This window comes from Streptomyces aquilus (assembly GCF_003955715.1).
Lineage (GTDB): Bacteria > Actinomycetota > Actinomycetes > Streptomycetales > Streptomycetaceae > Streptomyces > Streptomyces aquilus.
This window is the reverse complement of the sequence record NZ_CP034463.1, coordinates 8,157,519-8,169,730: the sequence shown is the minus strand read 5'-3', so window position 1 is coordinate 8,169,730 and position 12,212 is coordinate 8,157,519. Positions and strand designations below refer to the sequence as shown.

Annotated in this window: 12 protein-coding genes; 8 read left to right on the top strand and 4 right to left on the bottom strand. The window is 72.3% G+C overall.

Annotated features, from left to right (window positions below; translation table 11 throughout):
* Positions 1-55 precede the first annotated feature (55 nt).
* Together EJC51_RS37465 and aceB are read left to right on the top strand one after the other, a co-directional pair.
* Positions 56-655, top strand: a complete 600-nt coding sequence (locus EJC51_RS37465) for a nucleotidyltransferase family protein (RefSeq protein WP_126275114.1) — start codon at positions 56-58, stop codon at positions 653-655.
* A 187-nt stretch (positions 656-842) separates the two neighbouring features.
* Positions 843-2,468: a malate synthase A gene (aceB, locus tag EJC51_RS37460; RefSeq protein WP_126275113.1), complete on the top strand. Its 1,626-nt coding sequence runs from the start codon at positions 843-845 to the stop codon at positions 2,466-2,468.
* 1 nt (position 2,469) lies between these two features.
* Here aceB and EJC51_RS37455 read toward each other — a convergent pair whose 3' ends face one another.
* The 3 genes from EJC51_RS37455 to EJC51_RS37445 are packed head-to-tail and all read right to left on the bottom strand — an operon-like array spanning position 2,470 to position 5,142.
* Positions 2,470-2,760 (bottom strand): Rdx family protein, encoded by a 291-nt coding sequence (locus EJC51_RS37455; protein ID WP_097270460.1) that lies wholly within the window; start codon positions 2,758-2,760, stop codon positions 2,470-2,472.
* A complete protein-coding gene (locus EJC51_RS37450; protein ID WP_126275112.1) occupies positions 2,757-3,662 on the bottom strand; it encodes a HipA family kinase in 906 nt (301 codons plus the stop codon). The genes EJC51_RS37455 and EJC51_RS37450 overlap by 4 nt, the downstream gene beginning before the upstream one ends.
* A gap of 22 nt (positions 3,663-3,684) precedes the next feature.
* A complete protein-coding gene (locus EJC51_RS37445; protein WP_126275111.1) occupies positions 3,685-5,142 on the bottom strand; it encodes an IucA/IucC family protein in 1,458 nt (485 codons plus the stop codon).
* An 87-nt stretch (positions 5,143-5,229) separates the two neighbouring features.
* Between EJC51_RS37445 and EJC51_RS37440 the strand changes: the two genes are divergently transcribed.
* Genes EJC51_RS37440 through EJC51_RS37430 form a run of 3 tightly spaced genes read left to right on the top strand, consistent with a single transcriptional unit; the run spans position 5,230 to position 8,823 of the window.
* Positions 5,230-6,726, top strand: coding sequence for an IucA/IucC family protein (locus tag EJC51_RS37440; RefSeq protein ID WP_126275110.1), 1,497 nt, complete (start codon positions 5,230-5,232; stop codon positions 6,724-6,726).
* Positions 6,727-6,751: 25 nt separating this feature from the next.
* Positions 6,752-8,017, top strand: coding sequence for a VWA domain-containing protein (locus EJC51_RS37435; protein ID WP_126275109.1), 1,266 nt, complete (start codon positions 6,752-6,754; stop codon positions 8,015-8,017).
* Entirely contained in the window at positions 8,017-8,823 is an 807-nt protein-coding gene (locus EJC51_RS37430; RefSeq protein WP_126275108.1) for a hypothetical protein, read from the top strand. The genes EJC51_RS37435 and EJC51_RS37430 overlap by 1 nt, the downstream gene beginning before the upstream one ends.
* Positions 8,824-8,901: 78 nt before the next feature.
* Here the strand turns inward: EJC51_RS37430 and EJC51_RS37425 are convergent, their stop codons facing one another.
* Complete coding sequence (locus tag EJC51_RS37425; protein WP_126275107.1) at positions 8,902-9,528, bottom strand: winged helix-turn-helix transcriptional regulator; 627 nt, start codon at positions 9,526-9,528, stop codon at positions 8,902-8,904.
* 87 nt (positions 9,529-9,615) lie between these two features.
* Between EJC51_RS37425 and EJC51_RS37420 the strand changes: the two genes are divergently transcribed.
* The 3 genes from EJC51_RS37420 to EJC51_RS37410 all read left to right on the top strand — a co-directional run bounded on the left by EJC51_RS37420 (position 9,616) and on the right by EJC51_RS37410 (position 12,206).
* Complete coding sequence (locus EJC51_RS37420) at positions 9,616-10,824, top strand: pyridoxal phosphate-dependent aminotransferase (RefSeq protein WP_059195409.1); 1,209 nt, start codon at positions 9,616-9,618, stop codon at positions 10,822-10,824.
* 44 nt (positions 10,825-10,868) lie between these two features.
* Positions 10,869-11,468 (top strand): histidine phosphatase family protein, encoded by a 600-nt coding sequence (locus tag EJC51_RS37415; RefSeq protein WP_126275106.1) that lies wholly within the window; start codon positions 10,869-10,871, stop codon positions 11,466-11,468.
* A 111-nt stretch (positions 11,469-11,579) separates the two neighbouring features.
* Positions 11,580-12,206 carry a hypothetical protein gene (locus EJC51_RS37410; RefSeq protein WP_126275105.1) on the top strand — a complete coding sequence of 209 codons (627 nt, stop codon included), beginning with the start codon at positions 11,580-11,582 and terminating at the stop codon, positions 12,204-12,206.
* Positions 12,207-12,212: the final 6 nt, after the last annotated feature.

The window sequence follows — 12,212 nt, the reverse complement described above, 5'->3', positions numbered from 1 at the left end:
GAAATTCAGCCCCTCGAAACCGGCCACTCCCCCGGGCGTCGGGTATGCAGGACGCATGACGGACAACGAGGACCAGATCGCCGGACTCCTGCTCGCCGCGGGCGGCGGGCGTCGGCTCGGCGGGCGGCCCAAGGCGCTGCTGGATCATCGCGGCAGGCCACTGGTGGAACACGCGGTGAGCGTCCTGCGCGCGGCGGGCTGCACGCGCGTGCACGTGGTGCTGGGGGCCGCCGCCGACGACGTACGGCGGCGGGCCGATCTCGACGGGTGCGTGCTCGTCGAGAACCCGGAATGGGCCGGCGGTATGGGGTCCTCGCTTCGAGCCGGTCTCGAGTCGCTCTCCGGCACGGGCGCGCGGGCGGCACTGGTGTCGCTCGTCGACCAGCCCGGTATCGGGGCGGAGGCGTTCGCACGGGTGCGCGCCGCGTACACCGGCGAGACGGCGCTCGTCTCGGCCGCCTACGACGGCGTACGCGGGCATCCCGTGCTGTTCGGGTCCGCGCACTGGGCGGGGATCGCCGCGACTGCGACCGGGGACCGGGGGGCACGCGCGTATCTGAAGGAACACGCCGCACAAGTCGCGCTCGTCGAGTGCGGTGACATCGCCCGGCCCTACGACATCGACACCGTCGCGGACCTGCACCACCTTGAGTGAACGGGGTGGCACTGAGCGCCACGTTTCCTCGACTCGGAGAATCTCGACATCAACAAACCATTGAACTTCCACGATGAGGAAACTAGTATCCACAGATCAGAAGCGCCCTACCGCTCCGGGGGCGTTCCTCGCCGTACCCGGTTCGACTGGCACCCGGTGCCACGCTCGCTGAAGGAAGTGACAGCTCATGTCCGCACCAGCGCCGTCCCCGCTGGCCATCGTCGACGCCGAGCCCCTGCCCCGGCAGGAGGAGGTCCTCACCGACGCGGCCCTCGCCTTCGTGGCCGAGCTGCACCGCCGGTTCACGCCCCGGCGTGACGAACTCCTCGCCCGCCGTGCCGAGCGCCGCGCCGAGATCGCCCGCACCTCCACCCTCGACTTCCTCCCGGAGACGGCCGCGATCCGTGCGGACGACTCCTGGAAGGTCGCCCCCTCCCCCGCCGCCCTGAACGACCGCCGCGTCGAGATCACCGGCCCCACCGACCGCAAGATGACCATCAACGCCCTCAACTCGGGCGCCAAGGTCTGGCTCGCGGACTTCGAGGACGCCTCGGCACCGACCTGGGAGAACGTGGTCCTCGGCCAGGTCAACCTCGCCGACGCCTACACCCGGAACATCGACTTCACGGACGAGAGGTCCGGCAAGTCGTACGCCCTGCGCCCGGACGAGGAGCTCGCGACGGTCGTCATGCGCCCGCGCGGCTGGCACCTGGGCGAGCGCCACCTCGTCGACGCCGGCGGCTCCCAGGTCCCCGGCGCCTTCGTCGACTTCGGCCTCTACTTCTTCCACAACGCGCAGCGGCTGCTCGACCTCGGCAAGGGCCCGTACTTCTACCTCCCGAAGACCGAGTCGCACCTCGAAGCCCGGCTGTGGAACGACGTGTTCGTCTTCGCGCAGGACTACGTCGGCATCCCGCAGGGCACCATCCGCGCCACCGTCCTCATCGAGACGATCACGGCGGCGTACGAGATGGAGGAGATCCTCTACGAACTCCGCGACCACGCCTCCGGGTTGAACGCCGGCCGCTGGGACTACCTCTTCTCCATCGTCAAGAACTTCCGTGACGGCGGCGCCAAGTTCGTCCTCCCGGACCGCAACCTGGTCACGATGACGGCCCCATTCATGCGCGCGTACACCGAACTCCTCGTCCGCACCTGCCATAAGCGCGGCGCGCACGCGATCGGCGGCATGGCGGCGTTCATCCCGTCCCGCCGGGACGCCGAGGTCAACAAGGTGGCCTTCGAGAAGGTCCGCGCCGACAAGGACCGCGAGGCCGCCGACGGCTTCGACGGCTCCTGGGTCGCCCACCCCGACCTGGTGCCGATCGCCATGGAGTCCTTCGACAAGGTCCTCGGCGACAAGCCCCATCAGAAGGACCGGCTGCGCGAGGACGTCCACGTCGAGGCCGCCGACCTCATCGCCATCGACTCGCTGGACGCCAAGCCGTCGTACAACGGACTGGTCAACGCCGTCCAGGTCGGCATCCGTTACATCGAGGCCTGGCTGCGCGGGCTCGGCGCGGTCGCCATCTTCAACCTCATGGAGGACGCGGCCACCGCGGAGATCTCCCGCTCGCAGATCTGGCAGTGGATCAACGCGGGCGTCGAGTTCGAGAACGGTGAACTCGCCACCCCGGAGCTGGCCCGCAAGGTCGCCGCCGAGGAACTCGCCGACATCCGCGCGGAGTTGGGCGAGGAGGCGTTCGCCGCCGGCCACTGGCAGCAGGCCCATGACCTGCTGCTCGAAGTGTCGCTGGACGACGACTACGCGGACTTCCTCACGCTGCCCGCGTACGAGCAGCTCAAGGGCTGACCTACTCCTGAACCGCCTTGTCCGAGTGGCCCAGGGACTTTCCCGGGGCCACTCGGTCGCGTACGGCCTGCTTCACGGCCGTGGGCTCCGGGAAGCCCTGCTCGCGCCGGTCCCAGACCACCTCGTCGTCCACCCGGACGACGAAGACGCCGCCGGTGCCGGGCTTGAGGGACAGCTCGCCCAGCTCCTGCTCGAAGGTGGTGAGCAGCTCCTGCGCCAGCCAGGCCGCGCGGGGCAGCCAACGGCACTGGGTGCAGTACTCGATCTGTACGACGGGGCTCGCGGGGCTCATCCGAGGTGCACCGACCAATCCTGTTCCGCCGCGGGCTTGCCGTGCAGATCGGGGACCTGCTTGAGCCACGCGGGACGTCCTCTCTGGTTCTTCGCCGCCCGGAGGGCCTCCTCGGCGGCGAGTTCCTCCCGGGTGGGGAAATCGGTGGGCAGCCAGTCCGCCGACGCCTGCACGCGCGCGTGGAGGTACGCCACGTACGCCTCGCGTGCCTCGTCGGGGGTGGCGTGGTCCGTGAGCCAGGCGTCGGGGACGGCCGCGGTGACCTCGCGCAGCAGGTCGAGCGTCACCTTGGGGACCAGCTCCGTGTCGGCGGCCCGGACGTCGGGGGCGTAGTGGCCGAGGGCGTGGTGGCGGAAGTCGTACCGCTTGGCGGGGTCCGTGCCGTCCCAGCGGTGGTGGAAGACGAGTGCGGCGCCGTGGTCGATCAGCCACAGGCGCGGCGGCGCGACCCCGAGGGTGGGCCACACCATGAGGTTCGAGCTGTGCACCGTACGGTCCACGTTGACGGTCAGCGCGTCGAGCCAGACGATCCGGCCCGCCTCCACGGAGTCGACCGGGAAGCTCTTGGCGACCTCCGGGGTGAAGTCCCGGGCGCCCGGCAGATAGTCCATGCCGAGGTTGAGGCCCGCGCTGGCGCTGTGCAGCTCGCGCACCTCCTGGTGGGGCTCGCTGTCGGCGATCGCCGGGTCGAAGTGCACCAGGACCAGTTCGGGGAAGCGCAGCCCGAGCGCGCGGGCCAGCTCGCCGACGATCACCTCGGCGACCAGCGCCTTGCGGCCCTGCGCGGAGCCGGTGAACTTCACGACATACGTCCCCAGGTCGTCGGCCTCGACGACGCCGGGCACGGAGCCGCCGGACCGCAGCGGGGTCACGTATCGAACAGCAGTCACTTCGCGCAGCACACCCGCCAGGGTATGTCAGGGCTCACGGTGCCAGTGGGTTGGGCAGCGGCAGGTAGCGGGCGTCCGCGCCGTCCGCCTCGGTCCAGCGCAGCAGCAGGTTGGTCTTGCCGGGGAGGGTGGGTGCGGTGAGCAGGGCCGTGATCTCGGGGAGGTCGTGCCGGGCCAGTTCCCGGCGTACGGCAGGCCAGGGGTCCAGGCCGGGCCGACGCTCGGCGAGGACGGCCGCGACCTCGCACAGGTGGTTCACGACGAGCGTGTACACCAGCCGCTCCCACCCGGCCGCCCGCTCCACGTCGGCCAGCAGCTTCACGCCCTCCGCGTCCCGGAACAGCGCCTGCACGGGCATGCCGTCGGCGTCCACGGCGACCAGCGTGTTCTGCAGGTGCGCTTCGAGTACGACCCCGTGGTCGGCGAAGGCCGCGAGGGCGGGCGGTACGACGGCTCGCAGATACGCCTCCCACCAGGCCGCACCGCCGGACGGGGCGCCCTCGAAGCCCTCCACCAGCCCGGCGGCGAGCAGCGGGGTGGCACCGGGGCGGAGGTGCCCCTGGAAGCCGTCGCGGACCAGGACCGCCAGTTCCTCGAAGGCGAAGTCGGCGGTGCGGTAGCCGCGGTCGGACAGCCAGGCCGCGGGGCCGGTCGCGAAGGCGCGGGACGCGGCCGCGTCGGTCCGCCGGAGTTTGGCCAGGTCGTGACGCCACAGGCGCCGGATGTCGTTGGTGATGCGCACGTCCAGGCTGAACTTCAGGAAGAGGTCGCGCTCAGGGGCGTACAGGGTGCGGATCGCGGCCGTGGGCCAGGCGTCGAAGCCGGTCGTGCCCAGCCGGATCAGCCGGCCGTCGGCGAAGGCGTCCGTGAGGTCCACGAGGTCGAGCTGCCAGGGGTGCGCGGGCAGCAGCCGGTAGCCGGGCGGGGCCTCGCCGAGGGCGTCCAGGGCGGAGGTGTCGCCCTCCTCGACGACCGTGTCCTCGCGCACGCCGAGCAGCGTCAGCGGGAAGCGGGCGTGCGCCTCGGGCGCGTAGGGCAGCCAGCCGGCGGCCGGGCCGCCGCCGCGCGCCTTCGGGGCGGGGTGGTAGGGGTGGCCGGTGAGCAGGGACTGCTCGGAGAGCAGATACGGGTCGGTCGGCGGCGTCGCCCGCGCGCGTGCAGTGAGCAGGGCGGCCACCGCGTCCCGGCTGTCGATCATCTCGGCCGGCAGCTCGTGGTTGGGCAGGCCGGTGTGGCGGGTCAGCTCGTCGGCGACGAGCTTGACGAGTTCGGTGTGGCCGATGCGGTGCCAGCGGCCGCCGGTGTGCACCTCGGGTGCCGCGGGCCGCCGCTCGCCCCGCACCCGCAGCAGGCGGCCGCTGGGCAGCCGGTGCGTGCGCGGCTCGCCGGAGCCCGGGAGCGCCTCGGCGACCTCCCGCAGCAGGCAGTTCAGCAGCGGCGCGGCAGCATAGGCGTCGGCGGCGGCCGGGGGGATGAGGTCCACGCGTTTCACTCGTTCTCTACGTGCGGGCGGAGACGATCAGTATCTCTGTCGACGGCCGCCCGCCGTGCCACCTATGTGTACCCGAGGAGCCCACCCGTGCACCGTTCCCCCACCGCCGAGGCCGAGGTCGCCCAGGAGCTGGCCGAAGCGCGCCCCGACCTGGTGTCGCGGTACGCGGCCGAGCTGCCGGGCGCCCGGGCTGCCGTGCTGACCCGGTTGTGGCGGGCGCTGGCGTACGAGCCGCTGCCCTGGATCACCGGTCGGGACGGTCTCACCCTGCGTCTCAAGGACGGACGCCGGCTCGAAGGCCCGGCGGCCGACCCCTACGCGACGGCCGCGTACGTCTCGGTCGTACGGCTCGACGGCACCGCGTACGACGATCCCGCGCGGCTCATGACCGACCTCGGCGTGCCGCACGGCACCGGCCTCGCGGCCGAACTCGGCCACAGCGTCGCCTCGCTGGCGCTGTCGCGGGCCGGGCAGCCGGCGGCCGACCCGGACGCGTGGCCCGCGACCGACTGGGAGTGGGAGCAGCGGGTCGTGGACGGGCATCCGTTCCACCCCAACTGCCGTTCCCGGCCCGGCTTCTCGGTGCCGGAGCAGCTGGCGTACGGGCCCGAGCACCGGCCGCTGGTCGGGCTGCGGCTGATGCCGGTCCGGGCGGACGAGTGCCTGGTGACCGGGGACTGGCCGGCCGGGATGCGGGACGGGGCACGGCTGTTGATCCCGGTGCATCCGTGGCAGGCGGCGCATGTGCTGAAGCGGGCGGGCGACGCGGGACCGGCCGCGCATCCGCTGATGTCCCTGCGCACGCTGGCCCTGACCGGCGAAGGGCCGCATGTGAAGACCGCGTTGAGCGCTCGGCTGACGTCGTCGGTGCGGGACATCTCGGTGTACTCGATCGGCATGTCGGCGACGTTGTCGGCCTTCGCGGAGTCGCTGGCGGCCCGCACGGACGGCCTGCTGCACTTCACCCGCACCCTGGGCGCGGCCACCGCCGACTCCCCCGACCTGGCCGCCGTGGTGCGCGAGTCGCCGCAGGTGTACGCGGGGAGCGGGGAGCGGGTGGTGCCGGTGGCCGCGCTCGCCACGACCGATCTGCCGTCCAGCGCTTCCTGGCTGGCGGACTTCACGCGGCTGGCGCTCACCGTCGGGCTGCGGCTGCTGGACCTCGGGGTGGCCCTGGAGGCGCACGGCCAGAATCTCCTGGTCGTGCTGTCGGCGACGGGTGCGCCGCTGCGGCTCGTCTACCGCGACCTGGCCGACATCCGGGTCAGCCCGGCCCGGCTGGCCCGACACGGGGTCCCCGTACCGGAGTTGAGCGGCCGGGTCGTCACCGACGACGAAACGGCCCTGCGGCGCAAGCTGTTCGGGGCGCTGGTGGGGGGAGCGCTGGCCGGGACGGCGGGGTCCGGGGCGGCGTTGGGCCGGGCACTGGAGACGGTCGTACGCGACCTTCCGGCCACCCCCGATCTCGTGGCACTCCGTGAGAACCCGCTGCCCACCAAGGCGTTGACGCTGATGCGGCTGTCGCCGGGGACGCCCGGGGACCAGTGGGCACAGCTGCCGAACCCGGCTCGTTTTGGAGGCTGACACCTCCGTTCCATAGGATCCGCCGATGATCACAAGACAACGGCTGGCGGCAGGAGTGTGCGTCCTGTTCGCCGCCCTGACGGCCGGGATCGCCTTCCCGGTCGCGGCGGTCGCCGGTGAGCCCACGGGCGGGACCGCGCCCCAGGTCGACCTCGTCCTCGACGTGAGCGGCTCCATGCGGACGGCGGACATCGACGGCGGCACCCGCATGGCGGCGGCGAAGCAGGCCTTCAACGAGGTGCTGGACGCGACCCCGGAGGAAGTGCAGCTCGGCATCCGGACCCTGGGCGCCAACTACCCCGGCGACAACCAGAAGACGGGCTGCAAGGACACCGCGCAGCTCTATCCGGTGAGCACGCTGGACCGCACCGAGGCCAAGACGCAGGTGGCGACCCTCTCGCCCACCGGCTGGACGCCGATCGGCCCGGCGCTGCTGAAGGCCGCCGACGACTTCACCGACAGCGCCTCCTCCAAGCGGATCGTGCTGATCAGCGACGGCGAGGACACCTGCGCCCCGCTCGACCCGTGCGAGGTGGCCCGGGAGATCGCGGCCAAGGGCATCGGCCTGACCATCGACACGCTCGGCCTGGTCCCGAACACCAAGATGCGGCAGCAGCTGAGCTGCATCGCCGAGGCGACCGGCGGCACCTACACGTCGGTCGAGCACAGCGAGGAACTCACCGACAAGGTCAACCAGTTGGTGGACCGCGCGGCCGACCCGGTGGTGACGCCGGTGGCCACCGAGGGTGCCGGGCAGTGCGCCGACGCGCCCGCGCTGAAGTCCGGACTCTTCACCGACCGCGAGGAGTTCGGGCAGCAGCGCTGGTACCGGGTGGACGTCGAACCCGGGCAGGAGCTGCGGGCCTCGGTGAGCGTGGCGGCCGACCGGGCCGTGAACCCCTCCTACGGGGTGCTGCTGCGGGCGGTGACCGTGCACGGCCGTGAGATCGTGCGCGGCGAGGCGTCGGGCAACGGCCGTACGGACGTGATCTCGACGGGTCTGCGCTACCCGAAGGCGGACAGCGACGAGGACGACCCGGCCGCCGAGACCGTGTGTCTCCAGGTCACCCACTCCTTCTCGGCGGCCGCCGGGGTGAAGACCACGCCGGGCATGCCGCTGGAGCTGACGGTGGACGTCGTGGACGCGCCGTCCTCGTCCAGCGACGTGGCCTCGTTCGGTCTCGGGCGCGGCTGGTGGCTGCTCGGTCTGCTCGTACTGGTCGGGTTCCTCGCCGGGCTCGTCTGGGGCTGGGTGTCACGCTGGCGGGTCGCGGTCTGGAGGACCAACTGATGCGGATCACACGAGTGTTGGGTGCGGCGCTGCTGATGCTGGGGCTGGCCGTGGCACCCGCGGCGGCCGACTCCTCGCCGTCGCCGTCGGCGTCCTCCGACGGTGAGGCGCCGACGTCCGCCGGTACGTCCTTCCGTACGGCGACCGAGTTCGAGCAGGGGCAGCAGGCCACCGCGAGCGGTTCCACCGGCGACTACCTGTACTGGTCGTTCCCGGCGGACGCCGGTCAGCGCCCCACCGTCGAGGCGACGGTGAAGCTGCCCGAGACGCATGCCGGGCAGACCTGGCAGGTCGACGTGTACGACGGACTGCGGCGCCGCCAGGCCTGCCAGTACGGGGCGCAGACCCGTACCGCGGCGGCCGACGCCACGACCGTGGAGCTGGCCTGCGTGCTGCGCACGGTGCGCGCCTGGTCGGAGCCGTGGGCGAACGACCCGCTGCCGGGCACGTACTACGTCCGGCTGACGGCCGTCGGCCTCACGACCGCCGACCTCGGCCAGCCGGTCGACGCCACGGTCGAGGTGAACTCCAAGGACATCGGCGGCGCGGCGGCGGTGGACGGCTCGCTGGCGAAGCCGCTGGTGCCGGGCATCGCGATGAAGTCGGAGGCCTCCTCGGAGGACGACTCGTCCGCCTCGGCCGTGCTCTCCAGCATCGAACCGGAGGACGGCTGGTCCGGCGGCTGGTGGTCCGACCGCTGGGTGTGGACGGCGGTGGGCGGTGTGCTGGCCGCGCTCGCGGGCGTCGGCGGGTACTCGCTGACGCGCGGGGCGGGACGGCCGTCGCGGGTGCCGCCGGGCGCCTGACGCCTCATCAAAGGGCCCGCTGCGTCACGGCAGCGGGCCCTTTTTCACGCGTTCCTGAGCCCCTTGGCCAGCGTCTTTTCACGCGTTCCTGAGCCCCTTGGCCAGCGTCCCGTCGCCGCCCACCTCGATGCGCCCGTCCCGCACCGCGTCGGCCACGCTCAACTCCCCGCGCCCGATGGCCGTACAGGTGTCGACATCCATGGAGAGCCGGGCGTCGGGCTCCCCAGGGGCGCGCCCGTGGCCGTAGACCGGGCCGTCCTCGGCGCCGACGTACAGATGGAAGTCCCCTTCCTCCAGCCGGACTTCGACCACGCCCTCGCCCTCCAGCGCGCGAAGCAACGGCAGCGCGAACCAGTGCGCCCGTACCGCGTCGGTGGGCCGCCGCTCCCCCAGCTCCGCCTCGCCCCACGCCCCCAGCGCCTGGATCACGGGCAGCAATTCCCTTCCACGGCCGGTGAGTTCGTAGACGTACGCCGCACCGGGCGGCGGCAGCCTGCGCCGGGTCGCGAGGCCGTCCCGCTCCATGTCCTTCAGCCGGGAGGCGAGTACGTCCGTGCTGACGCCCGGCAGGTCCGCGTGCAGGTCCGTGTAGCGGCGCGGGCCGGTGAGCAGCTCACGGACGATCAGCAGGGTCCAGCGGTCACCCACGGCGTCCAGCGCGCGGGCGGCGGAGCAGTACTGGTCGTAGCTTCGGCGAGGTGACATGCGACGCAGTCTAGACAAGTCGTTGGACTTTCCAAGCGGCCACTTGGTAAAACCAAGCAACACACGAAACCGGAGAGGCAGCAGCGCATGGAGTTCCGGCAGTCCAGCAAGCTCAGCGACGTCTGTTACGAGATCCGCGGCCCGGTGATCGAGCACGCCAACGCGCTGGAGGAGGCGGGCCACAGCGTGCTGCGCCTGAACACGGGCAACCCGGCGCTCTTCGGTTTCGAGGCGCCCGAGGAGATCGTCCAGGACATGATCCGGATGCTCCCGCAGGCGCACGGCTACACGGACTCCAAGGGCATCCTCTCCGCCCGCCGGGCCGTCGCCCAGCGCTACCAGACGCTCGGCCTGGAGGTCGACGTCGACGACGTCTTCCTCGGCAACGGCGTCTCCGAGCTGATCTCGATGGCCGTACAGGCGCTGATCGAGGACGGCGACGAGGTCCTCATCCCGGCCCCCGACTTCCCGCTGTGGACGGCGGTGACGACGCTGGCGGGCGGCAAGGCCGTCCACTACATCTGTGACGAACAGGCCGACTGGAACCCGGACCTCGCCGACATGGAGTCGAGGATCACGGACCGGACGAAGGCCGTCGTGATCATCAACCCCAACAACCCCACCGGCGCCGTCTACCCGAAGGAGATCGTCGAGGGCATCCTCGACCTCGCCCGCCGGCACGGCCTGATGGTCTTCGCCGACGAGATCTACGACCAGATCCTGTACGACGACGCCGTGCACCACTCGGCCGCCGCGCTCGCCCCGGACCTCGTCGTGCTGACGTTCTGCGGGCTGTCCAAGACGTACCGCGTGGCCGGCTTCCGCTCGGGCTGGCTGGTGGTGACGGGCCCGAAGCAGCACGCCAAGGACTATCTGGAGGGCCTGACCATGCTGGCCTCCATGCGGCTGTGCGCCAACGCCCCGGCCCAGTACGCCATCCAGGCCGCACTCGGCGGCCGCCAGTCCATCCGGGAACTCACCCTGCCGGGCGGCAGGCTGCACGAACAGCGCAACGTGGCCTGGGAGAAGCTCAACGAGATCCCCGGGGTGTCGTGCGTGAAGCCCAAGGGCTCCCTCTACGCCTTCCCCCGCCTGGACCCCAAGGTCTACAAGATCCACGACGACGAGAAGTTCGTCCTGGACCTCCTCCTGCGCGAGAAGATCCAGGTGGTCCAGGGCACCGGCTTCAACTGGCCGACCCCCGACCACTTCCGCATCCTGACCCTCCCCTACGCGGACGACCTGGAGGCGGCGATCGGCCGGATCGGCCGGTTCCTGAGCGGGTACCGGCAGTAGCGGCACCGGCGGCGCGGTCCGGCCCGGGCTCCTAGCCTGGAGCCATGGGTGATCTCTTTCTCGTTCGGCACGGGGAGACCGCGTGGTCGCGGTCCGGGCGGCACACCGGGTGGACGGACGTTCCGCTGACCGAGCACGGGCGGGAGGAGGCGCGGCGGCTGGTGCCGCTGATCCGGTCCCATCGGATCGGCGCCGCGTTCGTCAGCCCGCTCCAGCGCGCGCGGGAGACGGCCGAACTGATCGGGGTGCCGGACGCCCAGGTGGACGTCGACCTGCGGGAGTGGGACTACGGCGGCTACGAGGGGATCACCACCGTCGAGATCCAGCGCACCCGGCCCGGCTGGTTCCTGTTCACGGACGGGGTCGCGCCCGGTCCGCCGGAGCATCCCGGGGAGACGCCGGAGGAGGTGGGCGAGCGGGCCGACCGGGTCCTGGCCAAGGTCGACGCGGCCCTCGCCAACACCGAGGGCGTGGTGCTGCTGGTGGCGCACGGCCACTTCCTGCGGGTGCTGACGGCCCGGCGGCTGGGGCTGCCCGCGGCACATGGAGCGCTGTTCCAGCTGGCCACGGGGACGGTGTGCCGGCTGGGGACGGAGCACGGGCGGCCGGTGATCGCCGGGTGGAATGTCAGACCCCCGGCTTAGTCTCGGAACAGTCCGGGCTCGGAACACTCCGGGCTCGGAACAGTCCGGGCTCGGAACAGTCCGGGCTCGCAAGAGTCCGAGGGGGACTTCGGGATACGAAGGGGGAACGTCGTGACTCGTCCGCCCACCGCCGCGCAGCGCCGCGTCATCGACGCCGCCGATCACGTCACCGGGCGGCTGAAGGGTACGGAGGCGCAGCTCGCGGCGCTGGTCAGGCACGGCCTGGCGTTCCGGCACGCGCGCCCGCCGCACGACCACTTCCTCACCCCGGCGGGGCATCGCCTGCGGGACGCCGAGCCCGTGCCGCCCGCGCCGGAGACGCCCTCGGCGTCCGGGGGGTTCGCCGCCCGCATCGGCGGTGAGGAGGATCCGCCGGCCGCGGGTCCCGCCCGGGTGCGGGAGGTGCACAGTGCCTGGCAGGGGCTGCTGGAGCTGCGCCGGATGACGAATCCGGACGGGGCGACGGACCGTCCGTGCGGCTGGGAGCGGGCACATCTGGTGCAGGCCGCCGCGCTCGCCCTGGAGGCGGCCGGGCATGTTCCGGCGGGGGCCGACGGCGGGCGGGGCTACCGGGTGCGGGCGACCCCGCAGCCCGAGGCCGTCGCCGTGCGCGAGCCCGACGCCGCCGCGCTGCGGGCCTGCTCGGCCACGCTGGAGGCGGCGGGCTGGCAGGTCGGCGAGTACACCGAGCCACGGACCAGAGATCGCTATCTGCTGGCCTCGCCGAGACGCGTGTAAGGCGCA

Bases quoted from the DNA above. Each gene is read 5' to 3' on its own strand.
- EJC51_RS37465 (WP_126275114.1), top strand. From the start codon at position 56: ATGACGGACAACGAGGACCAGATCGCCGGACTCCTGCTCGCCGCGGGC.
- aceB (WP_126275113.1), top strand. From the start codon at position 843: ATGTCCGCACCAGCGCCGTCCCCGCTGGCCATCGTCGACGCCGAGCCC.
- EJC51_RS37455 (WP_097270460.1), bottom strand. From the start codon at position 2,760: ATGAGCCCCGCGAGCCCCGTCGTACAGATCGAGTACTGCACCCAGTGC.
- EJC51_RS37435 (WP_126275109.1), top strand. From the start codon at position 6,752: ATGATCACAAGACAACGGCTGGCGGCAGGAGTGTGCGTCCTGTTCGCC.
- EJC51_RS37430 (WP_126275108.1), top strand. From the start codon at position 8,017: ATGCGGATCACACGAGTGTTGGGTGCGGCGCTGCTGATGCTGGGGCTG.
- EJC51_RS37425 (WP_126275107.1), bottom strand. From the start codon at position 9,528: ATGTCACCTCGCCGAAGCTACGACCAGTACTGCTCCGCCGCCCGCGCG.
- EJC51_RS37420 (WP_059195409.1), top strand. From the start codon at position 9,616: ATGGAGTTCCGGCAGTCCAGCAAGCTCAGCGACGTCTGTTACGAGATC.
- EJC51_RS37415 (WP_126275106.1), top strand. From the start codon at position 10,869: ATGGGTGATCTCTTTCTCGTTCGGCACGGGGAGACCGCGTGGTCGCGG.